Source organism: Cohnella hongkongensis (genome assembly GCF_042654645.1).
Lineage (GTDB): Bacteria > Bacillota > Bacilli > Paenibacillales > Paenibacillaceae > Cohnella > Cohnella hongkongensis.
The window spans coordinates 283937-310879 of the sequence record NZ_JBHSEP010000002.1 but is presented as its reverse complement, the minus strand read 5'-3'; the positions used below and the strand labels follow the sequence as shown (position 1 = coordinate 310879).

The 26943-nt window shown below is 57.1% G+C and carries 19 protein-coding genes; 15 read left to right on the top strand and 4 right to left on the bottom strand.

All coding sequences use genetic code 11. The features are described from left to right. The first annotated feature begins 33 nt into the window (after positions 1–33). From ACFO3S_RS04610 to ACFO3S_RS04575, 8 genes are all read left to right on the top strand, one after another. Complete coding sequence (locus ACFO3S_RS04610) at positions 34–1860, top strand: sensor histidine kinase (RefSeq protein ID WP_378092774.1); 1827 nt, start codon at positions 34–36, stop codon at positions 1858–1860. Continuing rightward, the gene (locus ACFO3S_RS04605; RefSeq protein ID WP_378092772.1) at positions 1838–3415 is read left to right on the top strand and encodes a response regulator; all 1578 of its coding nucleotides are present in this window, start codon (positions 1838–1840) and stop codon (positions 3413–3415) included. The genes ACFO3S_RS04610 and ACFO3S_RS04605 overlap by 23 nt, the downstream gene beginning before the upstream one ends. A 137-nt stretch (positions 3416–3552) precedes the next feature. Next, positions 3553–5139, top strand: a complete 1587-nt coding sequence (locus ACFO3S_RS04600; protein ID WP_378092770.1) for an extracellular solute-binding protein — start codon at positions 3553–3555, stop codon at positions 5137–5139. A 132-nt stretch (positions 5140–5271) separates the two neighbouring features. Then, the gene (locus tag ACFO3S_RS04595; protein ID WP_378092768.1) at positions 5272–6234 is read left to right on the top strand and encodes an ABC transporter permease; all 963 of its coding nucleotides are present in this window, start codon (positions 5272–5274) and stop codon (positions 6232–6234) included. 18 nt (positions 6235–6252) lie between these two features. Next, positions 6253–7149, top strand: a complete 897-nt coding sequence (locus ACFO3S_RS04590) for a carbohydrate ABC transporter permease (protein ID WP_378092766.1) — start codon at positions 6253–6255, stop codon at positions 7147–7149. A gap of 33 nt (positions 7150–7182) precedes the next feature. Next, complete coding sequence (locus tag ACFO3S_RS04585) at positions 7183–8601, top strand: sulfatase-like hydrolase/transferase (protein ID WP_378092763.1); 1419 nt, start codon at positions 7183–7185, stop codon at positions 8599–8601. 3 nt (positions 8602–8604) lie between these two features. After that, positions 8605–10638, top strand: coding sequence for an alpha-L-arabinofuranosidase C-terminal domain-containing protein (locus ACFO3S_RS04580; RefSeq protein ID WP_378092761.1), 2034 nt, complete (start codon positions 8605–8607; stop codon positions 10636–10638). Further along, entirely contained in the window at positions 10635–12395 is a 1761-nt protein-coding gene (locus tag ACFO3S_RS04575) for a glycoside hydrolase family 2 protein (protein WP_378092759.1), read from the top strand. Before ACFO3S_RS04580 ends, ACFO3S_RS04575 begins: the two co-directional genes overlap by 4 nt. Before the next feature lie 61 nt (positions 12396–12456). Here ACFO3S_RS04575 and ACFO3S_RS04570 read toward each other — a convergent pair whose 3' ends face one another. Genes ACFO3S_RS04570 through ACFO3S_RS04560 form a run of 3 tightly spaced genes read right to left on the bottom strand, consistent with a single transcriptional unit; the run spans position 12457 to position 16830 of the window. After that, complete coding sequence (locus tag ACFO3S_RS04570; protein WP_378092757.1) at positions 12457–13428, bottom strand: sugar ABC transporter substrate-binding protein; 972 nt, start codon at positions 13426–13428, stop codon at positions 12457–12459. Next, positions 13403–15010, bottom strand: a complete 1608-nt coding sequence (locus tag ACFO3S_RS04565; protein ID WP_378092755.1) for a response regulator — start codon at positions 15008–15010, stop codon at positions 13403–13405. Before ACFO3S_RS04565 ends, ACFO3S_RS04570 begins: the two co-directional genes overlap by 26 nt. Before the next feature lie 11 nt (positions 15011–15021). Continuing rightward, positions 15022–16830, bottom strand: a complete 1809-nt coding sequence (locus ACFO3S_RS04560; RefSeq protein ID WP_378092753.1) for a sensor histidine kinase — start codon at positions 16828–16830, stop codon at positions 15022–15024. A gap of 261 nt (positions 16831–17091) precedes the next feature. Here ACFO3S_RS04560 and ACFO3S_RS04555 point away from each other — a divergent pair, with 261 nt between their 5' ends. The 5 genes from ACFO3S_RS04555 to ACFO3S_RS04535 all read left to right on the top strand — a co-directional run bounded on the left by ACFO3S_RS04555 (position 17092) and on the right by ACFO3S_RS04535 (position 22948). Next, positions 17092–18144 (top strand): ABC transporter substrate-binding protein, encoded by a 1053-nt coding sequence (locus tag ACFO3S_RS04555; RefSeq protein WP_378092750.1) that lies wholly within the window; start codon positions 17092–17094, stop codon positions 18142–18144. Positions 18145–18238: 94 nt separating this feature from the next. After that, a complete protein-coding gene (locus tag ACFO3S_RS04550) occupies positions 18239–19738 on the top strand; it encodes a sugar ABC transporter ATP-binding protein (RefSeq protein ID WP_378092748.1) in 1500 nt (499 codons plus the stop codon). Positions 19739–19744: 6 nt separating this feature from the next. Beyond that, positions 19745–20785 (top strand): ABC transporter permease, encoded by a 1041-nt coding sequence (locus tag ACFO3S_RS04545; protein ID WP_378092746.1) that lies wholly within the window; start codon positions 19745–19747, stop codon positions 20783–20785. Then, a complete protein-coding gene (gene yjfF / locus ACFO3S_RS04540) occupies positions 20775–21743 on the top strand; it encodes a galactofuranose ABC transporter, permease protein YjfF (protein WP_378092744.1) in 969 nt (322 codons plus the stop codon). Before ACFO3S_RS04545 ends, yjfF begins: the two co-directional genes overlap by 11 nt. 152 nt (positions 21744–21895) lie before the next feature. Next, complete coding sequence (locus tag ACFO3S_RS04535) at positions 21896–22948, top strand: ABC transporter substrate-binding protein (protein WP_378092742.1); 1053 nt, start codon at positions 21896–21898, stop codon at positions 22946–22948. A gap of 92 nt (positions 22949–23040) precedes the next feature. Here the strand turns inward: ACFO3S_RS04535 and ACFO3S_RS04530 are convergent, their stop codons facing one another. Beyond that, a complete protein-coding gene (locus ACFO3S_RS04530; protein WP_378093162.1) occupies positions 23041–23673 on the bottom strand; it encodes a transposase in 633 nt (210 codons plus the stop codon). A 261-nt stretch (positions 23674–23934) separates the two neighbouring features. On the opposite strand from ACFO3S_RS04530, the gene ACFO3S_RS04525 reads away from it, so the two are divergent. Together ACFO3S_RS04525 and ACFO3S_RS04520 are read left to right on the top strand one after the other, a co-directional pair. After that, the gene (locus ACFO3S_RS04525) at positions 23935–24153 is read left to right on the top strand and encodes a hypothetical protein (RefSeq protein WP_378092740.1); all 219 of its coding nucleotides are present in this window, start codon (positions 23935–23937) and stop codon (positions 24151–24153) included. A 995-nt stretch (positions 24154–25148) separates the two neighbouring features. Continuing rightward, positions 25149–26942 (top strand): sensor histidine kinase, encoded by a 1794-nt coding sequence (locus tag ACFO3S_RS04520; RefSeq protein ID WP_378092738.1) that lies wholly within the window; start codon positions 25149–25151, stop codon positions 26940–26942. The last annotated feature ends 1 nt before the right edge of the window (position 26943 follow it).

The window sequence follows — 26943 nt, the reverse complement described above, 5'->3', positions numbered from 1 at the left end:
TTTGCAAGCGCATTCAAGATAGGAGGCCTCCCCATGGCGTCAATGCTGCTTCGAAGATGGTTTACCCCCAAACTCAATATCCAAGGAAAAATATTTATCGCGTTCGGTCTCGTGACGCTGCTGTCCATCGTGTCCGTCACTTCCATCGTCTACGTCAACATGAGCGCGACCATCAAGAAAAACGCCGTGACGTCGGTGTCGGACAGCATCCGTCAGGCGGACGAGTCGTTGAATATCATGCTCCAGGAAATCGATCGGCTGAACACGGTGGTGGTGACGAACAAGACGACCGTCCTTGATACGCTGCTTAGCCCGAACGACCCGATCAGCTACGAAGGCTTTCAGGAGCAGAAACGAATGGAAGAATTTCTGTCCGGATTGATCACGTACAAGCCATATATTGCAAGGATGGCGGTCGTCGGCTTGAACGGGAAGGTCATCTTCTCCGGCGGACCGTGGCTGGATCGCCGGTTTCTGGACACCGAGATGATGGCCTACATGCTGAGCCACGGGTCCCGTCATGCTTATTTCAAGCCTCCGGGAGAGATGAACGTCATTACCGTCGGCAGGGAGATTCGTTATAATCGCGAGACGATCGGCGTCGTCATGGTGGATCTGGACTACGAATTTATTAAGAAAACGTTCGGCGTGAGACCGACGAAGGACAGCCTGCTGTACGTTCTGGACGCCCAGAACGAGTTCGTCTACCAGACGGAGGAGACCGCGCCCGACGCCAGTCCTTCGATGGCGACGATTAACGACATGAACCGGAAGCATGCGGGCCTGACCCATTCGGTAGAACAGGAGCTGGACGGCAAGCCCTATATCGTCGTGCGGCATCAATCGGATTATACGGGGTGGACGACGCTGGCTCTCGTTCCGATGGACTCGCTGCTCAGCGAATCGACCCGAGTGCGCAATCTGATGGTCGAGGTTTCGGTCATCGTCTTTCTCGTCGTTCTGACGGGTTCCTTGCAAGTATCGTTCCGGACGACGGTGAACATCAGACGGTTGAAATCGATGATGATGCAGGTAAAAGCGGGGAACTTATCGTTCCCCCGGACGGAAATCAAATCCAGAGACGAGATCGGAGAACTGTACCGCGTATTCGTCAGCATGGTGGAGGAGTTGAAGCGTCTGATGGCAGGGATCCGGGTCAGCGAGAAAAAGAAGCGGGAAGCGGAGCTCACGGCGCTTCAAGCGCAGATTCGGCCTCATTTTCTCTACAATTCTCTGAACACGATCAAGTATTTGGCCAAGCTGAACGGCGTGCCCAATATCGAGGAGGTGTCCGGATCGTTGATCGAGCTCATGAGAGCCGTATTGGGCAACTCCAACGAGTATCTTACGGTTCGAGAGGAGCTGGAGTACGTATCCAGCTATGTTTCGGTCGTGAAATACAAGTATATGGAGCCGATCCGGATCTCGACCCGAATCGAGGACGAGGCATTGCTGGAGCATCGGGTGCTGAAGTTGACGCTGCAGCCGCTTGTGGAAAATGCCGTCATTCACGGCATAGGAAGGTCCGGTCGTGAAGGAACCGTCGTCATCCGCGTTTACGGGGAGCGCAACGATCTTTTCCTGGAAGTGGAAGATAACGGCGAGGGGATGACGCAAAGTCAGATAGACGCTCTGTTGAAGCCGGAAAACGATGGTGCGTCGTCGCGGTTCAGCGGGATGGGCGTTCGCAACGTGCATGAACGAATCGTTCGCATGTACGGCGAGCCTTACGGCATCCGGTTGTTCAGCGAGCTTGGCCGGTATACGAAAGCGGTCATCCGGTTTCCCAAGCTCCATGAGGATGAAGTCCGAAATTTTGCCAAAGAGGTGAACTCGAATGCTTCAAGTGCTGCTGGTTGACGACGAGCCGTTGGCGCATCACCATCTCCGACATTTGCTGGACTGGGACAAGCATGGATTTCAGTTGGCCGGGGAGGCCTATTCGGCCGGCATGGCATTGGAGATGATCGAACGCAGCCGACCTCACGTCGTCATTATCGACGTGGATATGCCGGGCGCGAACGGCGTCGAGCTCAACCGGACGATCCGCGACCGCTATCCGGACATTAAGACGTTCATGCTCAGCAGCTACGACGATTACGACTACGTGCGGGAATGCCTGAACAGCGGCGCCCTCGATTATCTTCTGAAGCACCGGCTGGACGAGTCCGCCCTGATCTCGATGTTGAACAAGGCGGAGAGAGATTTGCGGCAAGAGAGCCGCAACTTCCATAGGCCTCCTTCCGCGCGCGCGAGTCTGGATCCGGCCGCCCTTCGCGACATCGTCTCCGATCTGGCCAGAGGCAAGCCGGAATCCGCCAAGGAGCTCGAGGCGTATGCCGACGGGCACGGCCTGTATCCCGATGCGAAAAGCTATGTGGCCGCGGTCGTACAGATCATTCCCTTCTTGCTGTTGACGGAGTCGTACAGCGACGTGCAGAGGAACCGGATGGTTCAACAGGCCGTCGATATCCTTCAGCAGAGCTTGGGCGACATTCGCGAGCGCACGGCCGCTTACGTCGAGGACGGAAGGTTCATCGTCCTGTTCGCTTTTCAGGAACGCAGCGAGCATGCCGTCGCAAGCGAGGCCGACAGACAGATGAGCAAGCTGCGTCATTCGCTGGAGCTGTTCCTAAACTTGAAATGCATCTGCGAGATCGGGCATGCCTGCGGAAGTCTGCCGCAGCTCGCCGCGAGCTACGCTTCCGCCCAACGGAAGCTGGATCGCCCGGGACCGGGCCTGTTCGAAGAACGCGCCTCGTTGTCGATCGAAGAGCAGAAGCTGCTGCTTCTGGCCGTCGAGAGGCAGGACCATGAAGCGATTCAGCGCCTGCTTGCCGCCATTTTCGCCTCTCTCCGCAGCTATCCGTTTCATTCCCATACCGTGCAGGCCATTGTCGGAGAGCTGCTAAAGGTGAGCGATAAAGCGTTTAAAGAAGGGCTGGCGCCGGCTCGAATCGAGCCGAACGAGCTGCCCCCGCGCGACGATCTCGGCAGGATCGCGGCGATCGGGCAGCTGGAGCGGTGGATGCAGAATTATTATGCCGCGATGCTGAATCTGCTCAAGCGGCAGCGGGCGAGCGGATCGTATTCCCGCCATGTGTCCCAAGCGATCCGCTACGTTCGCGAACGGTATCGGGAGAGCGTCACCCTGGAGTTGGCGGCCAAGCACGTCGGCTTGAATCCTTCGTATTTAAGCCGGATTTTCAAGGAAGAGACGAACTCGACCTTCTCCGAATATTTGAACCGGGTGCGTATCGAAGCGGGCCGCAAGCTGCTGGAAAGCGGCCAGTATTCGGTCAAGCAGATCAGCGATCAAGTCGGATTCGGGACGTACAACTATTTTTTTAAGGTGTTCAAGGAAACGACCGGAATGACCCCGCATGCGTACGTCAACAGCTTGGGCCGCCAATAAAACCGTAAAATATGTGGAGTAAATAGTCATATTATTGTAATTTTGCTCTTTCATCGGTGACTTATAATGAACGCACATTGACGGAAACGCTTACATGGGCCGTCGGTGAATCATCGATAAGTGGAGGTCACAGCTTTATGCGCACACATTGGAAGAGATCTGCGATCAGTCTCGCGATCGCGGCGAGTCTGGTGTTGGCCGGATGCAATTCCGGCTCCGACTCGAAGAACAAAGAGAACGATCCCCCGGCCGCTCCCTCGTCTTCGTCCGCAGGCGTTAGCGAGAGCGGGTTTCCAATCGTTCCGGAGCCGATCAAGCTCAAGATGTTCACCCGCATCGCGCCGGTCAACGGTCCGTTCAAGGACATGCCCGTCTTTCAGGATTACGAGAAAATGACCAACATCCAGGTGGAATTCATCGAAGCGCCGACGGACGGCTTCGCGGAGAGGAAGAACTTGCTGTTCGCGTCGAACGAGCTTCCTGACGCCATCTACCGCTCCGGCCTGTCGCCGCTCGAAGCGACCCGCTATGGGGCTGCCGGCCAACTGATTCCGTTGGAGGATTTGATCGACCGATACGCGCCCAACCTGAAAGCGTTAATGGATCAGTACCCGGAAATTCGGGCGGGCATTACGACGCCGGAAGGCCATATCTATGCGATTCCGGGCATTGTCACGCTGGGAGCGGCGCGTACGGACAAGAAGTGGATCAACAAGGCTTGGCTGGAGAAGCTGAACCTGAAAGTGCCCGAGACGACCGAAGAGCTGTACGAGACGCTGGTCGCTTTCCGGGATCAGGATCCGAACGGCAACGGCGAGAAGGACGAGATTCCGATGACCGCCCGGGCCGGCCTGTCCGTAGTCACGATGATGAGCGGCTCGTTCGGACTGGACCAGCAGCTCGGCTATAACATCAACATAAATGACGGCAAAGTAGAAATCTGGATGGGCAGCGATCGCGATAAGGAAATGCTGCAGTATCTCAATAAGCTGTATACGGAAAAGCTGCTCGACCCGTCGATCTTTAACTTTAAGGAAGCGGAGTATCTGGCCAAGCAAGGCTCGGGCAACGCAGGTTTCTTCTTCGATCAGACGAATAACAACTTCCGGAATCTGGAAGACCAGTATGTCGGGATTGCGCCGCCGGCAGGTCCGCATGGAGACCGGCTGCAGGCTCAGGCGGCGCCGATCGCTCGGGACTTCGGAGCTTTCGCCATCACTTCCGTGAACAAGCATCCGGAAGCGACGATGCGGTGGATCGATTACTTCTACAGCGATGAAGGCTCGACGATGCTGAGATTCGGCAGAGAAGGCGAGCATTATGAACTAAGGGACGGCATTCCGCATTATAGGGAAGAGTTCCTTGCGGTGGACGGCGAACAGGCGAAGATCACGCCTTACGCCGGCGGCGGAGCGCCTCACATCATCAGCGAAAAAGTGGCTTCCTACATCAACCCGCCGCTGGTCCAGGAAGCGCAGAAAACGCTGGATCCGTTTATGCCTGAGGTGAAGTACGGCCCGCCTATGTTCGATGAGGAAACGGCGCAGCAAGTCAATATCCTGCGCAACGACATCGATAAGTATTACGAAGAGCAAAGCACGAAATTCATCGCGGGGGCTCTCAGCTTCGACAAATGGGAAGAGTTCCAAAGCACCATGAAAAAGATGGGGTTGGAAGAACTGCAGAAGATTTACCAGGAAGCCTTCGACAAAGCTGTAAAATAACGATGGCCTACTTGGCTATAATCGAGCCGGCTAATCGAAGCGCCCGGAAAGATGACCACCCTTCCGGGCGCTCCGGCTAAAAACGGAATCCCGATATGCAAGTCGCGGGTTCCGAACAAGGAGCAGATTTTTATGGAAAGCGCGCGTGGAGATACGGGAGCCCCTCAGACGCTCATCGGCGACAACCGAGGCAGGCGCCTGTTGAAGCAGATGGCCAAGCGGTATGATTTGTATTTGATGCTGCTGCTGCCGGTCGCCTGGTATTTAATTTTCCATTACGGTCCGTTATACGGCCTGCAGATCGCATTCAAAAACTTCAACCCGGGCAAAGGCATTCTAGGCAGCAGTTGGATCGGTTTCGATCATTTCGAACGATTTTTCGATTCCTATTATTTCGGCAGGCTGTTATGGAATACGCTCACCATCAATTTATTTTCGATGCTCATCGCTTTCCCGATTCCGATCCTGCTGGCGCTTATCGTCACGGAAATCCGCAGCAGAAGGTACAGTAAGCTGCTGCAAAATATAACGTATATGCCGCATTTTATTTCAGTCGTCGTCATCGTGGGCATTCTGACCGTCTTCCTCTCCGCGTCGACCGGCCCCGTCAATAAGCTGATCGAAGCTCTGGGCGGTTCGCCCGTCGAATTTATGCAATCCGCCGGGTGGTTCAAGACGATCTATATCGGCTCGAATATTTGGCAGAGCATGGGGTGGCAGTCGATTATCTACATCGCGGCGCTCGCCGGGGTCAACCCGGACCTGTACGAAGCCGCGAAAATAGACGGAGCCTCGCGAATGCGCCGCATCTGGCACGTTTCGCTGCCGGGCATCATTCCGGTTATCGTCATCTTGCTCATCCTGGATGTCGGCCACTTTATGAACATCGGATTCGAGAAAATCCTGTTGATGCAGAACAATCTGAATATTGAATCCAGCGACGTCATTTCTACATTCGTCTACACCACCGGTATTCTAAAGGGCGAATATAGCTATACGGCCGCGATCGGACTGTTCAATTCCGCCATCAATCTGATCTTGTTGCTGCTAGTCAATCGGTTCGCCCGGAAAACGTCGGAGACGAGCTTATGGTGAGGGAGGGGAGATGCCGCTATGACCAATGAAACGACCATAAGCCGATCGTCGGACGATCGGGTGTTCGACGCGATTATATACGCCGTTGCTGCGGTGATAATCGTTGTCGTCTTGTATCCGTTGATCTTCATCGTCAGCGCTTCATTCAGCGACCCGACGAAGGTATTGGCTGGGGAGGTGTGGCTGCTGCCGAAGGGCTTCAACCTGAATGCCTACGCGAATATTCTGCATAACGAGAAAATCTGGATCGGTTACCGCAATACGATCCTGTATACCGTGATCGGCACTTTCGTCAATCTGATCATGACGATACTCGCGGCTTACCCGCTGTCCAGACCGGACCTTCCGGGACGCGGCTTCATCATGCTGATCATTACGCTCACGATGTTCTTCAGCGGCGGACTGATTCCGACTTATCTGCTGGTCAAGGACCTGGGCATGGTTAATACGATGTGGGCGCTCATCGTGCCCGGCGCCATCGCCACCTACAATCTGATCGTCATGCGGACGTATTTCCAATCCAGCATACCGTGGGAACTGCAAGAAGCCGCGCATATTGACGGATGCTCTAACTGGCGGCTGTTGACGAGCATTATTTTGCCCCTGTCAAAACCCATCATCGCGGTCATGGTGCTGTTCTACGCGGTAGGCCATTGGAATTCATTTTTTGGCGCCTTGATCTATATTCGCGATGAAGCGCTTTTTCCGCTTCAGTTGGTGTTGCGCGAAATATTGCTGATCAGCCAATCCGTCGCGGAAGACGGCGCCAATGTCGGACTCGAGGACAAGATTCTGCTTGCCGAGAGCATCAAGTATGCCGTGATCCTTGTATCCAGCTTGCCGGTCTTGATCATGTATCCGTTTGTGCAGAGGCACTTCGTCAAAGGGGTCATGATCGGATCGATCAAAGGGTAATTCGAATTGGGGGATTTGAAGTTGAACGTACTCGTGATTATGTCCGACGAGCATTCCCATCAAGCGATGGGTTGCGCGGGACATCCGATCGTCAAGACGCCTGTATTAGACCGGTTGGCGCAAGAAGGCGCCCTGTTTTCCAACTGTTATACGCCAAGTCCCTTGTGTACGCCAGCGAGAGCCAGTTTTTTCACAGGCCGATACGTGCATGAGCTCGGCACATGGGATAATGCAACCCCCTACGACGGCCGATTAACCGGGATATCCCAGCATTTGCATGCGCATGGGGAGTCCATGACTTCGTTCGGGAAGCTTGATCTGCATCCGAATGGGATCTACGAAGGCCTTGATGCGACAATGTCCGTCCCGCGCGTGCATGCGCAAGTGGAAAGTTGTTTTCGGGGCGAACGAATTGATATCGGTCTTGAAAAGCGGTTTGATCTCATGGGCTATCGGGATGGAGAGTGTTTCGACGACAAAGTCCGAGACAAAGCGCTGGCTTGGTTGGAAAGCCGAAAGGGCGGGTCTCAACCCTGGGTGCTGTATGTCGGATTTATGGATCCGCACTTTCCTTTCTTCGCCGAGAAGGAAAGATGGGATCAATATGAACCGCTCGTTACCGATATCCCTGAAACCGCGAAAGGACCTTTCACCAAATTAAATGAGCCCCTTCGCCAATTAAGAAATCATTTTCGCGGCGACTATGCCGTAGACTCGCTCGTTCGGAAGGCTCATATCGGTTACTATGCGCTAACTGCCCGATTGGACGAGAACGTCGGAGCCATCTGGGATAAGTTAAAGGAACTGGAAATGGAAGAGGATACGCTCATCATCTATACGAGCGATCATGGAGAACAATTGGGGCATCATGGCTTGTGGTGGAAATGCTGTATGTACGAGGAATCGGTGCATGTTCCGCTCATCCTGAAAGGGCCGGGAGTCAAGAAAGGCTCAGTCGTTGACGCGCCTGTCAGTCTCGTTGATATTTTCCCGACGATTTGCGATGCGAGAGGGATGGCGGCTCCAACGAATGCTGCCGGGAGCTCCTTGCTTCCTTTGGCACGAGGGGATGCGGACCCGGTTCGGCCGGATTTTGCATTCAGCGAATATCACGCGCACGGTGTTCCTACAGGCATGTATATGATTCGCTGGAGACAATGGAAATTCGTCTACTATGTCGGATATGCTCCTCAGCTTTTTAATTTGGAGGAAGATCCGGAGGAGAAGAACGATCTGGTTCCTGCCGCCGAAGGCTCGCCGATGCTGAGAGAGGTTCTGGTATCATGTGAGGAGAGGCTTCGTCAACTATGCGATCCCGAGAAGGTTAGCGAGCGAGCCTTGCGATTTCAGAAAAATTTGAAGGAAAAGTGGGGACTGAAACCGGACTTTTCCCATCCGAAGGTCGAGGAAATCCCCCATCCAGTAAGTATAGACGAAGCGGAGGTAGGATGAAAAATGGCGAAACAAGCGACGATTACCGTAGACGCCGGCGCTCCGAGCGGGCATACGGTCAACCCTTATCTGTTCGGGCATTTCGTAGAGGATATCCGGGATCATATGGATGCGATGCTCGCTTTTCCTTTAAAGGATATGGATTTCGAAAGCGAATCGGTTACGAAAATCGAGGTTTCGGGAAGCTGGCGTCCTTATACGAACGGGAGAAATACGCAGTATGCGCTTGAAGCGCCGGCCCCGAGACATTCCGGCCGAGCCCAACGCGTTCGAATACAGAGCGACGACGAGGCTTATGCCGGCGTCGCGCAGACAGCGGCGTTGAAGGGGCCGGTCGATTATGCGGTTAAGGTGGTCGCGCGTGCTTCCGTCGAGCTTGAATTCCTGTACGTCGAAGCGGCGGACCGGCGCACCGGGGAATTGCTGGGCCGAACGCGCATCGAGCTCGCGAGCCATAACTGGCGGGAATACGAAGCGCGGCTGCCCGTCTCCCGCGCTTGCTCCGACGCGGAAATACGAGTCTACGTTCCGGAGGAGCACCCGAGATGGGTCGATCATGTGTCTACCGGCATGCTCTGGCTCGATCACGTCTCTCTGCTGCCTGAGGACAGCGCCGGCTTCGTGAAGCGCGAAGTGATCGAGATGGCGCGTCCGCTGAACGCCGGCATGATGCGAATCTCCGGCAACTATATCAGCGCGTACCATTGGGAGCACGGCGTCGGCCCCGTTCTCGAAAGGCCGGTTATGTACAACGAAGCCTGGGGCGGATGGACGAGCAAGTATTTCGGCACGGACGAGTTCATCCAGTTTTGCCGGGAGCTGCGGGTAGAGCCGCTCATCAGCGTGAACGACGGCTCCGGCACGCCGGAAGAAGCCGCGTTATGGATCGAATACTGCAACGGGGGCGTCGATACGCCAATGGGCGCGCGACGGGCCGCGAACGGTCATCCCGAGCCTTACAACGTTCGGTACTGGGAAATCGGCAACGAGGTGTGGGGACAGTGGCAGGTCGGAACGTGCACCGCGGAGCAATTCGCCGAACGCTGCGTAAGCTTCGCCCGGGCGATGAAGGCGGCCGACCCGTCCATCGTCCTTCTGGCCTGCGGCCATTTCGATCAGGAATGGAACAAGGCGGTGCTGGATATCGCGGGCGAGCATTTCGAGTATTTGACCTTGCATCTGTATCATGGTCTCGGACGTTTCGGCATGGACCGGAACACTCCGGCCGAGGAGCGCTACAAAGCGATGGCGGCGTTCTCGGAGTGGACGCGGGAAGACATCCGGAGGACGACGGAGAACATCCGCAGGGATGCGAAGACAAGCCACGTGAAGCTGGCGATCACCGAGTACAATACGATGTACTACCCGAACACGATCCGCAAAGGGCTGCCGGACGAGCATACGCTCGGAGCCGCGGTCGCCAACGCCGCCAACCTGAACGAGATGCTCCGCGGCAGCGACAGGGTCGAGATCGGCAGCTTCTCCGACTTGGTGAACGGCTGGCTCGGAGGCTGCATCCGCGTAGGAGATTATTACGCCGATCAGTACCGGGGCAAGCTGCCGGGCTGGAGCGGGCAGCCCCTTGCCGTATACGGGACGCCGACCTATGAGGTGCTGAAGCTGTATGCGGGGCGGAACGTCCGGCGGATACTTCCCGCAGATGCCGACTGCGGCACCTTCTCGGTCCGGTCGCATAGGCCGGCGCCGATCCCGCTCGACGCGCTGCCGGATTTGGACGTCGCGGCCTGCGCGAACGACGACGGGAGCGTCGTTACCGTGTTTATCGTGAACCGCAGCCTGCAGAAGGTCAAGGCGGAGCTGAACCTGCGAGATTTCGAGGCTTCCGGGGACGCGGTTCTCTACGAAATTACGGGAGATTCCTTCGAAGAGATTAATTCGGCAATCGAACCGGATCGAATCGTCTGCACGACGCGGGAAGTTCCGGCGGCGGCTTGGCGGGACGGCGTTACCCTGCGCCCGTTTTCCGTATACGCGATTGAATTCAAGGCAGGGAATGCAACGGGAGGCAAGGCATGACGACGAAAGCTTATATCAAAGATTATCCCAGGCCCCAATTCGTGCGCGAGAATTGGTTGAACTTGAACGGCGAATGGAGCTTCCGCTTCGATGATCTCAATGTGGGCGAGGCGGAGAAGTGGCAGGAGACATTCGAAGGAACGCATAAGATTACCGTACCTTTCACCTATGAGACGAAGGCAAGCGGCATCGGACTGGAGGAGTTTCATCCCCGGGTTTGGTACGATAGAGCGGTGGCCGTTCCGCGCGAAGCGGAAGGGAAACGGGCGATCCTGCATTTTCAGGCGGTCGATTACGCTGCCAAGGTGTGGGTGAACGGTACGATGGCGGGCAGCCACCAGGGTGGATACGCGGCTTTTTCCTTTGACATTACGCCTTACCTGGCATTCGGAGCGGACAATCGGATTACGGTGAAGGCGGAGGACAGCGACAGCTGCGCTCAACCGCGGGGCAAGCAGCGCTGGACCCGGGATAATTTCGAATGCTTCTACGTGCAGACGACGGGCATCTGGCAGACGGTATGGCTGGAGTACGTGGAGGAGGAGCGGCTGGACGCGGTCAAAATGACGCCGGACGTCGACCGCAATACGATTCGTTTCGACTATCAGGTTCACGGAGCGGAAGCGGGCAGGGAGTTGAGGCTGGAAGCAATCGTAACGCTGAAAGGCAAACCGGTGAAGCGGGTGAGTCTGGCGGTGGACCGTCCGAGCCTGACGGTGGCGGTCGACTTGACGCACGAATCGAACGGTCCATGGAAAAGAAGCCTCTGGTCGCCTCAGCGCCCGAATCTGTACGATGTGGAATTCGTCCTGTACGCGGACGGTCGGGTGGCTGACCGAGTGTTTTCCTATTTCGGAATGAGGAAGGTGTCGATCGAGAACGGCCAAGTGCTGCTGAACAACGTGCCGATCTATCAAAGGCTGATTCTGGACCAGGGCTACTGGACGGATACCCATCTGACGCCGCCAAGCGAGGAGGCGCTCATCGAGGATATCGACAAGATGCTGGAAATGGGCTACAACGGGGTGCGCAAGCATATGAAAATCGAGGACGAGCGATTCCTCTATTGGTGCGACGTGAAGGGGCTTCTGGTTTGGTCCGAGATGGCGGCTACGTTCGAGTTCAACGATCGGGCGATCGAAGCTTTCTCGAAGGAATGGCTCGAGATCGTCCTGCAGCAATACAATCATCCCAGCATTGTGACATGGGTCCCGTTCAACGAGTCATGGGGCATTCAGAACGTCCTTCGCGACAAGAGACAGCAGAAATTTACCGAGGGCATCTATCATCTGACCAAATCGATCGATCCGCACCGTCCGGTCATTACGAACGACGGCTGGGAGCATACCGTATCGGATATTTTGACACTGCATAATTACGTCGAGACCGGCGAAGGCTTCGAGCGGCAGTACAAGAGCAAAGAAGCGATCGTGAGCAACGAAACGGGCTGCAATCAATGGAAATTCGCGTTTGCCGAAGGCTACGAATACCGCGGGCAACCGATCATGATAACCGAATACGGCGGGATCGCCTACCAATCCGACAAGGGTTGGGGCTATGGCCGCCAGGTGGCTTCGGGCGAAGAGTTCCTGAAGCGGTTTGAAGGGCTGACGCGGTCGATCAAGAGCAAGGAGTACATCTGCGGCTACTGCTACACGCAGCTTACAGACGTTCAGCAGGAAATCAACGGTCTTCTGACGGAGGACCGCAAGCCGAAAATTCCGTTGGAGAAAATCAGGGAGATCAATTTGGCTTAAGGCGGCGCATTGGAAATCACCGGGCCGGGCGCGGAAAGAACGCGCCCGGCTAACGGCGCGATTACGACTGGAACACCTCGATCTCCGCGTCGCCGAACGAAGGGATCGCGCGGCCTTGAGCCGCCGCCTCCAGCGTCTCCACGATACGGCGCCCCCACTCCTCTTCCTGCTGCGACAGCACTGCGGTTAGCTGTCCGTTGCGCAGCCCTTCCCGGTGCTGAGGGCTTAGTCCGATCGTTAAGGCGTACCGCGACAAGCCCTTGGCTTTCCAGACGAGAATCGAAGCAGAGCCGGACACGGCATCGAGCCCGACGAAGGCGTCGAAGTGGGGATGCGCGTCGAGCATCTCCTCCAGATCCTGCAGCGCCCGAGCTTCGTTGCCTTCGTGATAACGGACCTCGAGCACCTGGATGTCTGTGCGCTCGTTCAAGTAGGCGAGCAGGCCCTCCAGCCGCTCGTTCAAGCTTCGCATTCGGGGCATTCCCGTCTCCACGAGGATCATTCCTTTGCCTTTAAGCCGCTCGTTCAGCTGCTCTCCCATTTTCCTTCCCGCGTCGGGATTGCTGCCGCCTACGTACGCCAGCCGTTTGCTGTCCGGGGAGTCGGATTCGAAGCAAATGACGGGAATGCCGCTGTCGACGGCCTTGTCGATCAGCGGGGCGAGTGCGTCGGCGTCGATCGGAGCGATCGCGATGCCGTCGACCCGCTGGACGATCAGCGTCTCCATCATCCGGATTTGCTGCTCCAGATTCGCCTCCCCCGGAGCTTTGACGACGAGACGCACGCCGATCTTCGCCGCCGCTTCCTCCGCGGAACGCGTTATCGTCTCGTAAAAGGAATGCATCATCGGATAGATGATGCCGAAAGTATGCGTCTGTTTCGCAGCCGACGGCGAGGAGGGACGGGCGGAAGCGCCTGGCTCCGCCGGCAGCGTCTCTCCGCGGCATCCTCCGATCGCGGCGATCGCCGCGAACAGAAGGAGAGTGAGCAGGAGCGGGAGCTTCCGGTTAAGCCGTTCGGTCGTTGTCGCCATCGCCATCCCCTTCCGCGGCGGTCGCTCCGGGAACGCCCTGACGGCGAAATTCCCGGGTCGTCATGCCCGTCATTTTCTTGAACAGATTGGAAAAATAGTGCGCATCGTTGTAGCCGACCCGATAGGCGATCTCGTACGATTTGTCGTTGGTCGTCCGCAGCAGCTCCATCGCTTTGCGAATGCGGGTTTGCGTCAGAAATTCGATGAACGTCTGGCCTGTTTCCTGACTGAACACCTTGCTCAGATGGCTGGGGCTGACCTTCACGTGCTCTGCGGCGTCTTGCAGCGATAACCGGTCGTTGGCGTACTCGCGGCGGATGTAGGTCTGAGCGGCGGCGATGATTTCCCCGTAACGGCTGGCCGCTTCCGAGCGCCAAGCCCAAAGCTTGCCGAGCAGCTCCTCCAGAAACAGGCACGCCTCTTCCCAGCAGCCGATTCCGCGAATGCCGGCCTGCAGGGCCGAGACGGAATCGTCCGCAATCTCGCCTGACCGGAACGTCTTCTTCGCCTCCTGAACGGCTTCCAGCACGATCTCGTTCAGCAGATAGTATCCGTAGAGCGACGCCTGCCAATCGATTCCCTTCAAACCATCGGCGAAAGTCCTGACGAAATCGCGTGCCTCGGAAGGCGTCCCCAGGCGCAGGAACTCGATGAACCGCGCTCTGTCGAGATAGACGGTCGTCGCTTCCGCCGAGCTGCCGGCCGTGTGCCACAGATCTCTGCGGTTCGCGGATGACAGCCGGCGAAGATTGCGATCCTCCTCTGCCTCCAGGAAAGAGACGTGGATGCCCTGCAGCCGGTCCTGCACGCTGCCGATCCCGAAGACGACAGGGACCGGATCGTTGTCGAACAAGGGAATGATCCGGTCGCGGATACGCGCGATCGTCTGTTCCAGCTGCACCGCCGAAGCGCTCTTCAGAATCCAGACCCTCTCCGTGCGGCTGCGCTTATAGCGCCAGCCTTCCGCCGCCACCGCCAGGCGCTCGTCGAGAAGCCGCTCGGCCTGCGCGACGGAGACGGAGTCCGTATAGCCCTGCTGATTCAGTCCCCTCAGATCGCAGATCAGCACCGCATAGACGGAGGCGAGCAGATTCAGCGACAGCTTCGAAGCGATCTCCAGCGCTTCCGGAGCCGAGATCAGCCCGCCGCACAGATCGCCGAACAGCTTCTCGGGGGTGCAGGCCCGTTCCTCGCGCAGCCGCCGCTCCCGGTCGATCTTGTCTCCGACCGCATGCAGCAGCTTGATCAGGTCCAGCGAACGGACGGGCTTCAGGCAGTACTCTTCTACGCCGATTTGGAGAGCCGAGCGCGCATAGCCGAATTCGTCGTGTCCGCTCAGGATGACGATCTTCGTATTCGGCCAGCGCTTGCGGACGATCGAGCTGAGCTCGAGCCCGTTCATGAACGGCATTTTGATGTCGGTGATCAGAATGTCCGGCTCCCACTTCTCGATGAGCGGAAGCGCGACTTCTCCGTCCGAAGCGTCCCCGCAGTAGATAAACCCTTCCCGTTCCCATTGGACGCAGTCTCTGATGTTCTCCCGGATGACGATTTCGTCGTCGACGAGCATCACCTTTTTCATCGCGACTCCTCCTATTTCTTCGGTATACGAACGCTGACGCGGGTGCCTTCGTTTTCCGCGCTGTCGAGGGTAAGCCCGTACCGCTCTCCGAAATACAGCTTCAGCCGCTGATGGACGTTAGCCAAGCCGAAGCCGATATTCCGTCCGTCCTGTTCCGCTTCGTCGTCATGCTCGAGCTCTCTGGGAGCGTCGAGCTGCCTGCGGATTTCTTCCAGCCTGTGTCCGGGAATGCCCACGCCGTTATCCTCGACGAACAGGACGATGTCCTGAACCTGTTCGACGAACGCTCCGATGCGGATGAGCCCCTGTCCCCTTTTGTTTTTGATCCCGTGATACAGCGCGTTCTCCACCAGCGGTTGCAGCGTCATTTTCAAAATCGGGAACACTTGCAGCTCCTGGCTGACCTCGATCTCATAATCCAGAATGTCGCGGTACCGCATCTTCTGAATAAACAGGTAGCTTTGCACGTGGTCGAGTTCGATCTTGATGGAGATCCAATCCCGCCCCTTGTTCAGGCTGATGCGAAAAAGACGAGACAGCGCCTGCACGAGCTGGATGACTTCCTCGTTCTTGCCGGCTTCGGCCATCCAGACGATCGAATCCAGCGTGTTATACAGAAAATGAGGGTTAATCTGCGCCTGGAGCGTTCGCAGCTCGGCTTTCTGCAAATGCTCCTGCTCGCGGATGCTTTGCTCGAGCAGCATTTTGATTTTCTCGATCATCGTATTGAAGCTCGTTCCGAGATCGGCGATTTCGTCTTGGCCGCTGGGCTTGACTTTGGCGTCGAGATAGCCGGAGGCGGCTTGGCGCATCTTGCTCTTCAGCAGCTGGATCGGGCGCGTCAGGCGCGAGGTGATGAAGAAGTACAGCGTAATTGTGAAAATGATGCTGAGCGCGACGCTGACGATAATGAGCTGCCGAATCCGATTGGCGTCTTCTACGATCTCCCGCAAAGGGACGCTGCCGACGATTTTCCAGCCGGTCGCTTGCGAGGTGGCGAATACGACGAACGACGGCTGATCTCCTGCCGAATCGACGAAGCTGTCCCGGTCCGCGACCATTCGCGCTCCGAGCTCCGCAGGGCGGAAAGGAATGCCGGAGCGTTCAAGGGAGGGGGGAGCGAACAGGGGAGCTCCCTGATCGTCCACGACATAGAAATAGCCCGTCTTGCCGATCGAGGCGCTGTCCGCATAGCTTTCGACGACCGAATCGTCCAGATCGATGACGATAAAGCCGATCACCTCATGGGTAATCTGCTGCTTGACGGCGGCCAGCATCGTAATGACGTTGCGATCCGGGTACAGGAAGCCGTCCAGCCGATCCAGGTCGGAGGCGTTCGCCGGAGGGACGATAAGCACCTCGTCCGGGTCGTTCATCAGCTGCGCGAACCGGGGATTTCGCAGCGGGTTGTAATCCAGCTGGAATACTCCCCGACGGTCGCTGATCCCTCTGCCGTACAGATTGATCATCGTCATGTTGAGGACGCTTTCATATTTGTACGTTTTGCGGTAGAGATCGAATGTTTGCAAAATAAACTTCGCGTCGTCGTAGGTTTCGCTGTGCGAGAACAGGAAGCGAAGCACCTGGGGGTTATTCTCCAGCTCAAGCAGCCGCTCCGTGTCCTGGAACAGAATGTCGACGTCCCTCGCGAGCCGGTCGGCGACGAGCATCGTGGCCGCCTTGCTGTGCGCGGATACGGTCGAGAACGATTTCTGGTAGGAGACGAGTCCGACCGCGACGAGAGGGATCGAGGTTAAGATGACGAACATGGTCAGCAGCTTGGCTCGCAAGCTGGAGGCGATCGTCCGAACGACGTTCATTTGCAGGTTCCTTCCTTAGGAAGTCGTTCAATGATGAATCTACTATAGCAAAAAAAATGACTTTCGTGGATCGCTCCCGGCCAACGTGAAGATTATCTCTACCTTTTGAACAAAAAAACGCAACATTGTCCGAATTCTTGTCCGTACATCCCATAAAAATGCAAAATAAGGCGGCGTTTCTCCGTATAAGCGCGCCCTGCAAGCGCCTTATAATGAGCTCACGCCGCTCGTTGGCGAACTAAACGGAAAGGGTGTCATCGGATGATCGGAAAGAAAAAGCGGGGCGCATCGTTGGTTTTGGCTTCTTTAATGCTGTTTGCCGCAGCTTGCGGAAGTAACAAGGATAACGGAGGCAGCCCGAGCCCGAGCGCCGTTCCTTCCAGCCCAGCCGCCCAGGCGTCGGAAAGCGCCGCGGCGAGCCCGCCGGCGGCCGGCAAGAAAATCGTGCTCGGCTTCTCCCAGGTCGGCGCGGAGAGCGGCTGGAGAACGGCCAACACGAATTCGATTAAGGAATCCGCGGCGGAAGCGGGCTTCGAGCTCAAGTTTTCCGACGCGCAGCAGAAGCAGGAGAACCAGATCAAGGCGATCCGCACGTTCATTCAGCAGAAGGTTGACGTTATCGCTTTCTCGCCGGTCGTTGAATCCGGATGGGATACCGTGCTGAAGGAAGCGCAGGACGCGGGCATCCCGGTCATTCTGACGGACCGCGCGGTCGATTCCAAGGATACGACGCTGTACAAAACGTTCATCGGCTCCGACTTCGTGGAGGAAGGACGCAAAGCCGGCCAATGGCTGGTCGACCAATACAAGGATGCCCAAGAGGACGTGAACATCGTCGAGCTTCAAGGAACGACAGGCTCCGCTCCGGCCAACGACCGCAAAGCAGGCTTCGAGGAAGTCATCAAGTCGAACGGCAAGCTGAAGGTCATCGCTTCTCAGACCGGGGACTTCACGCGCGCCAAAGGCAAGGAAGTCATGCAGGCGTTCCTCAAGGCGCATAAGGACATCGACGTGCTGTACGCCCACAACGACGACATGGCGCTGGGCGCCATCCAGGCGATCGAAGCGGCCGGTCTCGTTCCGGGCAAAGACATCGTCATTATCTCGGTAGATGCGGTCAAGGACGGCATGATTGCCGCCAGCGAAGGCAAAATCAACTTTATCGTGGAATGTAATCCGTTGCTGGGACCTCAACTGATGCAGGCGGTTCGCGACGTGCTGGCAGGCACGGAAATTCCTCAGCGCGTCGTGACGGAGGAGACGACGTTTACTTCCGAGCAAGCGAAGGCGGCGCTGCCGGACCGGAAGTATTAAAGCGCCGCTGCAGCCGCGCGCGGGAAGTCGGCCGCTCCGCATTCGATCGCTCGGCGACGGAGCGGCCTTTCTCTTAAGGGGGACCGAACGAATCATGAATGCCCAACCGATTTTGCAAATGAACGGCATCCGCAAAAGCTTTCCCGGGGTACGCGCGTTAAAGGGAGTCGATTTTCGCCTGTTTCCCGGAGAAGTTCACGCTCTCATGGGGGAGAACGGGGCGGGGAAATCCACGTTGATCAAAACGTTGACGGGCGTATATTCCGTTGACGAAGGAAGCGTTCTGTTGGAAGGCAAGCCGATCCGCGTGCACAGCCCTCTGGAGGCTCAGGCAGCGGGAATTAGCACGGTCTATCAGGAAGTGAACCTGTGCCCGAATCTATCGGTGGCGGAAAATATATTTATCGGACGCGAGCCACGCCGATTCGGACGTATCCGTTGGAAGGAGATTAACCGCCAGGCCGAACGGCTGTTGATCGAACGTCTGAATCTGCGCATCGACGTCCAGCGAACGCTGAACGCTTACCCGGTAGCGATCCAACAGCTCGTCGCCATCGCGCGGGCGTTAAGCGTCTCGGCCAAGGTGCTCATCCTGGATGAACCGACTTCTAGCCTGGACCGCAACGAGGTTGAGCAGTTGTTTACGATTATACGAAAGCTGAAGAGCGAAGGCATGGCGATCCTGTTCGTCACGCATTTTCTCGACCAGGTGTACGAGGTGTCGGACCGGATTACGATACTGCGCAACGGAGAGTTCGTAGGCGAATATAGGGCGACGGAGCTGCCGAGGATCGAGCTGGTGTCCCGTATGATCGGCAAGGAGCTGGATCTGTTGGAGGAGTTGCCGAGAGAGGCGGCGCGGACCGATCGCAAAGTGTGGATCGAAGCGGCCGGACTCGGCCGCCAAGGGGCCATCGAGCCGTTCGATCTGGCGATTCGCGAAGGGGAAGTCGTGGGGCTGGCCGGCCTGCTCGGATCGGGCCGGACGGAGATCGCCCGCTTGTTTTTCGGAGCGGACCGGGCGGACAGAGGCACGCTCAAGCTGTCCGGGGAAGGCGGAGGCGTACGCTCGCCGCGGGAGGCGATCTCCAAAGGCATCGGCTTCTGTCCGGAGAACCGGAAGACGGAAGGAATCATCGACGATCTGTCCGTCAGGGAAAACATCGTTCTCGCGATGCAAGCTTCGCGAGGCTGGTTAAGGGCGATAGGCCGCAAGCGGCAGGAGGAGATCTCCGACGAATATATCCGGGCGCTGAACATCAATCCGCCGAACCCGGAGCATCTGGTCAAGAACTTAAGCGGCGGAAATCAGCAGAAGGTCATCTTGGCCCGCTGGCTGCTCACCGAGCCGAAGCTGCTGATTCTGGACGAACCGACCCGAGGCATCGATGTCGGGGCGAAGGCCGAGATCCAGAAGCTTGTATTGGCGCTTTCCGGCAAGGGAATGTCCGTCCTGTTCGTCTCGTCCGAGCTGGAGGAAGTGCTGCGGGTCAGCGGAAGGATCGCCGTGCTGCGGGATCGCCGGTTGGTCAAGGAATTCGAAGGGCAGGACATCGGCCAGCAGCAGGTCATGCAGGCTATCGCGGGAGGCTGATCTAGGATGAACGGAATGATGAAGCATCACTTATTCTGGCCGCTCTCCGTTCTGGGAGCGCTGTTATTATTTAATCTCTTCTATTCTCCGGATTTCTTCTCCATTCGGATGCAAGGCGGACAACTGTACGGCAGCTTGATCGATATTCTGAACTTCGGGGCGCCGCTCATCCTGGTCGCGATCGGCATGACGCTTGTCATCGCGACCAAAGGCATCGACTTGTCGGTCGGCTCGGTCGTGGCGATCGCCGGGGCGATGTCCTGCCTGATCATCAGCCGGGGGGCGGATCAAAATTCGCTCGGCCTTGTGCTGGGGGGAGTCGGGCTGGCGCTCGTACTGTCGCTTGCGACCGGTTTATGGAACGGCTTGCTCGTGACCGGCTTCGGCATCCAGCCAATCATCGCGACCTTGATACTGATGGTGGCCGGCCGGGGCATCGCGCAATTGATTACGGACGGGCAGATCATTACGCTATCGAGCGATCGATATAAATTCATCGGCGCCGGCTCGCTCGCCGCGCTTCCCTTTGCCATCTTCGTCGTCGCGGCAGTGTTCGCAGCCGCCGCGCTGTTGACTCGCAGGACGGCGCTCGGCTTGTTTATCGAATCGGTCGGCACGAACCCGGAAGCGAGCCGCCTGGCAGGCGTTCGCTCGAACGTCGTTATCCTGGTCGCCTACATGTTCTGCGGCCTGTGCGCGGGCATCGCCGGACTGCTGCTCAGTTCCAACGTGTCCAGCGCCGACGGCAACAACGCGGGAATGTGGTACGAGCTGGACGCGATTTTGGCGGTCGTCATCGGCGGGACGTCGCTGAACGGCGGCCGTTTCTACCTGTCGGGGACGCTGGTCGGCGCGCTGATCATCCAGACGCTGTCGACCACGATTTACTCGGTCGGCATCGCGCCGGAAATTACGCTGGTCGTGAAGGCTTTCGTCGTCCTTGCGGTATGCCTGATCCAATCGGAAGCGTTCCGCAAGACGATCGCGCAGCGCTGGAAAACCCGTCGCTTCCCGGGGGAGAAGGAGGTCGCGCGGCATGCTTCTTAATCGGAAGTACTTCCCGATTCTCGTTACGGTGGCTTTGTTCGCGTTCATGATGGCGACGGGGGCGTTCCGTTATACCGGGTTTCTCTCCCTGCAGGTGTTCTTCAATCTGTTGATCGATAATGCATTTTTGCTTGTCGTGGCGGTAGGAATGACGTTCGTGATTTTATCGGGAGGCATCGATCTGTCAGTCGGCTCGATGATCGCGCTGACGACGATGATGTCGGCAAGCCTCGTCCAGCAGCACGGCGTGCCTCCGCTCGTCGTCATTCCGCTCGTGCTCTTGTTCGGATGCGTTTTCGGCTGGGCAATGGGAGCGGTCATTCATTATTTCAAGGTGCAGCCATTTATCGTCACGCTAGCTGGCATGTTTCTCGCGCGGGGACTCTGTTACGTTATCAGCTTGGGTACGATCACGATCGACCACCCCGTCTACACGTCTATCGCCATGGCGAAAATATCGCTTCCGGGAGGAAGCTTCCTGTCGATCAACGTCGTCATCGCGCTTGTCGTTGTGCTGGCGGGAATCTTGGTGGCTCACTATACGCGCTTCGGCCGCAACGTATACGCGCTCGGAGGCAGTGAGTCGTCCGCTTTGCTGATGGGACTTCCCGTCGGAAGGACGAAGATCGGCGTTTACGTCGTGAGCGGATTCTGCTCTTCGCTTGCCGGCGTTATCTACACGTTCTACATGCTGTCGGGCTACGGTCTGCATGCGGTCGGCACGGAGCTGGACGCGATCGCCGCGGTCGTCATCGGAGGCACGCTGCTGACCGGCGGCGTCGGTTATATCGCCGGCACGTTCTTCGGCGTATTGATCTATGGCGTCATCCAGACGCTGATCAGCTTCGAAGGGACGCTGAGCTCCTGGTGGACGCGGATCGCCATCGGCGTGCTGCTGTTCGTGTTCATCGTTCTTCAAAGAACGCTTAGCTCGCGTCGTTCGGCGGTCGAACTGTAAAGCCAAAGTCCATTCGGCTGCTCGCCGAGCCCAAACAGCTCGCCCAACAGCCGACCCAACAGCTGGCCCAACAGCTGCCAGGCTTTCTGGTATAATGAAAGCGCGTGCAATTGTCGTTCGTAGATCATCGATTGCTCTGGAGGCCGGTGCCATTGATAACTCCGTATTCGCGTTTGCTATTGCTGGGCGTACTCCTGGTCCTGTTCGCCGTTGCGTCAGTCGGCTGCACCCCGTATTCTTCCCCAACGGAATGGCGGACTCCCGTTACTGCCGAGAGGGAAGTCCCATCGGAGGCGGCAGACGAATTTCCGGTCGCATCCGGCCAAGACATCAAGTTGGGCTTCTCCCAGCTCGGCTCAGAGAGCGATTGGCGGCTTGCCAACACGGCCTCGATCCGGGAAGCGGCGAAGGAAGCCGGCATCGAGCTGCTATTCGATAATGCGGAGCAATCCCAGGAAAAACAGTTCGAGGCGATTCGGCGGTTCATTGCGCAGAAGGTGGACGTGATCGCTTTTTCCCCTGTCGTACAGTCCGGCTGGGAACCGATCATGAAGGAAGTGAAGCAGGCGGGTATTCCTATGATCGTCTCCGATCGGTCCGTGGAAGTGAGCGACTCTTCGCTCTACGTGACCTTTATCGGCTCCGACTTCACGGAAGAAGGCCGGAAAGCGGGCAAGTATTTGCTGGACAAAATGAGGGACGTGCCCGGACCGGTTGCGATCGCGGAACTAAAAGGAACGGAAGGCTCGGCGCCTTCTGTCGAGCGCGGCAAAGGCTTCCGCGAGATTATCGCCAAGCGGGAGGATTTCCGAATCGTCGGCAGCGAATACGCCAACTTCACGCAGAAGGAAGGCAAAGAGGCGATGCGGGCGCTTCTTCGGGAGCAGGGGAACCGGATCGACGTGCTCTTTGCCCATAACGACGACATGGCGCTGGGAGCCATCGAGGCGATCGAAGAGTTCGGCTTGCGGCCGGGAGAAGATATCGTTATTCTCTCAGTGGACGGCACCCGAAAGGCCCTGGAGATGCTGGCAGCAGGCAAAATCAACGTCGTCGTCGAATGCAATCCGCTGCTGGGGCCGAATCTGATGCAAGCCGTAAAAGAGCTGATGGCCGGACGCACGCTTCCCAAGAGAATCGTGACGCCGGAAAGCGTGTTCACTCAGGCGATCGCGGAGAAGGCAGCGGCGGGCCGGAAATATTGAGCGAAATATGGAGGAGAAGATCCGTCTGCGCACGGTGGATCATGATGAATCATTTTAAGAGCAGCTCCTGTTTATTGGCAAGGGACTGCTCTTTATGCTGCACGGCTCTTCCGCTCTCGAAGCATCCCGTACTCGTTTAGCGTGTAAATCGTCGTGCAGGAGGCAAGGATCAAGCTGGAGAGCGCCTCGACGAAGTGGTGCGAGTAGTTGCTGCGGAAGCGGTATTCGTAATAGTAGTATCGCAGGTTCGTTCGATGCACGCGCCGGCCGTAATACTTGCGAATGAAGGCGCGAGCCTTGCGAAACATCATCAGCATGGCCTTCCGCACGATCGGCTGCTGGGCCGAGCGCTTCTCTCGGCTCCAGAAATCGAGCAGGGGCGTAGGCTCGGATTTGTGCATGGCGAGGCGAATCTTGCGAAGCAACCTTTCGGCCGTACGCTGCTGGATCCGGAGCGTCTGAGCGAGCTTGCGGGCGGAGCAGCGATGGCCCGAAGCGACCCAGTAGAGCGCGACCATCCAGTAGCGCAGAGGCAGCTTCGTGCGATGCATCAACGTATTGGACGTAATGGAGGTTTGGGTCTTGCAGTTGGCGCATTCGTACACGTTCCGCGTTTTGATCAAGCAGTACCGCATCTCTCCGCACTTGGTGCAAATAAAGCCCCGCGGCCAACGAAGGGAAAACAAGTAATCGCGACAGGACTGCTCATCGGGAAAAAGAGCCATGAACTTGCGAATGGACGCCACAAAATCCCCTCCATCTCCACCCAGGATTACGAACAGTTGTTCTGTTTCCATAATACCAAACATTTGTTCCTGTTTCAACCTATTTCTGCACAAATTTTGGGATTTCCGTTATTGGGATTTCCGCGATTTTTTTCGATCATTCCTGATTTTCCCGTTCCCGTAGGAGTGTCGGTGTATCTCAAATTCGGCTTACCTGAGTGAATGGCGGATGGGGGAGGAAAGGGACGGAGGAGAAGGGGAGTGAGAATGGAAATGGGAATGGGAATGGGGATGGAACTGGAGCTGGAGATGGAGATGGAGCTGGAGATGGAGGGAGAAAGGTGGCGGGGAGCGAGGGGAGATATTCGGGATAGGGTCATTCGTTTTTCCCAGCCCAAGGAGTGGTCGGCGTATCTCGAATTCGGCATACCTGAGCCAATGACAGATAGGGGAAGAGGGCGGCATCGGATAGCGCAATGAGTCGGCGCACGAGCAGACCAAACGCGCTGGAAGCTGCCCCAAACGGCTTTTCCAATGCGGCTGTACTTTACTGAGACTTCGGTTTCAACGAGCAACGTTGCCTTTCTAGAGGCCCAGTCGCCCCGATCGATCTGGAGTGTCAAATAGAGGCTAAAGCTGATAAAAACGGGTATCACGGAATACTGAGATCGAAAAAAATGAATATCGATTTTGCGGGGATTCGAAACGGAACTGCTTATAATGAGGAAAAGCGAAACAAGGATGTTCAATTGCAAGCTGAACGAATATACGGCGGGGAGCTAAACAAGAGAATCTGCTGATAGCTCAGGCAAGGCAAAAATGAGATAGATACGGAGAAGGGACCGGGACATTGGTTAATAGGATAATCTGCACATCGCTCAGGGAGCGAGCAAGAGAGAGAGGCAGGGTGTCGGGAAGGCGGTGGAACCGGAGAGATCTGCTGATAGCTCAGGTAAGGTAAAAATGAGATAGATACGGAGAAGGGACTGGGACATTGGATAATAGGATGATCTGCACATCGCTCAGGGAGCGAGCAAGATAGATAGATAGATAGATAGGGTGTCGGGAAGGCGGTGGAACCGGAGAGATCTGCTGATAGCTCAGGTAAGGTAAAAATGAGATAGATACGGAGAAGGGACCGGGATATTGCATAATAGGATCTGCGACGAAAAGCTGATCGTATATCACCACTGAATCATCGGAGATCCCGGGCCGGGCAGCCGATGATGTGCTTCGACCGCACGCAGGTCGGCGAAGGCGAGTCGAGCCGATCGTTATGACGAATCGGTGGTAATCGGCGTCGAAGCGACCCCGAACATTTTGGATGTTCCGACCCGATAAAAAAGCATTCCCTCTTCCGCCGATTGCGTGATAAAGTGGGAGTGAACGCCGCCGCAAGCGCTGTCAAGCCGCAGATCAGGCCCCCTTCGGGCTAAGCCGGGAGGGGGTTCTTCTTTATACGGAAGGGGAGCCCAATGTTCTACTCGCTCAGAACCCGGTTATCCGCCACGTCTATCCTCGTATTTATCGTTCCTTTCATTACGATGGTCGCCGTTTTCGCGCAAGTGTCCAATATGGTGATCGGCACGTCCATCGAGGAGTCGACCTCCCAGACGATGGACCAGTACGCTTCGTTCGTCAATACGCTGACGACGCAGGTCGAGGATGTCGCCAACCAGGTGCTCAGCAACGAAGTGACGCAGATGTGGATAACGGCGCAGCTCGACAAGAGCCTCCCCCAGGAGAAGCGGATAACGGCCGACGCCGAGCTTCGCAAATTTCTCTCCTCCATCGCATTGAACCATTCCTCCATTTCCTCGATTACCCTTTTTAACGAGAACGGAACGGCCGTCGGCATTCGCGACAAAGCCTTTAACGACGATCCGTCCTTCCTGGACGGCGATTGGTATACGACTTTCAAGCGGGAAGGCGTCCGCTGGGTCCCCGCCCATCTCGATCCGTACCAGCCCAATTATTTGGAGAAAGTCAGCATGAACAGCCTGCTCTACAATCTCGTGCAGCTCAGCTCGTTCCGCAATATCGGGGCGCTAAAGCTGAACGTGGAAACGACCAAAATTCAGACGCCGCTGGACAAAATCAAATTCGGCGAAACGGGTCGCGTCTACCTGGTCGACATGGACGGGCGTCCGGTGCTGGAGCAGCGCATCGACGAAGGGATGTCGGGCTTTTTGCAGGAAATGGCGGCCATCGCCAAAGACAAGCATTCCGGAGGGAAGCTGACGGTAAGGCAGAACGGAGAAACCCACCGGGTGCTTTACCGCAAAATCAAAAGCGCCAACTGGGCGCTCGTCGGAGAGGTCAAGGAATCGGAGCTGTTCGAGAAAATGAAGCGGGTGCAGCAGACGATGCTGGCCGTTGGGGCGGTGCTGCTGCTCTTGACGATCGTCGCCGCGTTCTGGCTGTCGTCAGGCATCGCCCGGCCGCTGACCCGTCTGGCGAGCTCAATGCGGCTCGTGGAACGGGGCGACTTCGGACGGGTGGAGGACGAGGCGCTCGCGCGCATGCCGATTCCGCGCAACGAGGTCGGGTACGTCGTAAAGGTGTTTCGCAACATGGTCCAGCGGCTGAGGTTTCTGATCGAGACGGAGTTCCAGGCCGACATGCGGCGCAAGGACGCGGAGTACAAAGCGCTGCTCATGCAGATCAATCCCCACTTCCTTTATAACACGCTGGAGGCGATCGGCAGCTTGTCCGTGCAGAAGCGGAGCGAGGAGGTCGTCGACGTGACGGAATGGCTGGGGCAGATGCTGCGGTATTCGCTGCGGGCGGACAGCGACGTCGTGAGTCTGAAGGACGAGATGCAGTACATCCGGGATTACGTGTCGATTATGAAGGTGCGATTCGGAGACCGCATCCGCGTCGATATCAAGCATTCTCCGGAGCTTGGGAATGCGCCGATCGTCAAGTTTATTTTGCAGCCGCTCGTCAAGAACGCGATCAAGTTCAGCCAGGAAAACCCCGACGGCGCCATGGTCAAAGTCGAGACGAGAAGGGCCGGGAACGCGATCGAGATCGAAGTGTCCGACAACGGGACGGGCATGTCGGAGGAACTGATCGCGGAGCTGCGCGAGGAGATGGCCCGCGGGCGGATGACGGACGTGCTGAGCGCGCGCGGAAGGCGAATCGGGCTGCGCAACGTGCTGGCGAGATGTTATCTGCATTACGGCGACGGATTCGCCGCGCGAATCGAATCCTCGTCCCGATCGGGCACGCGGATCGTGCTGAGACTGCCGGCGAAGGAGGAATAAA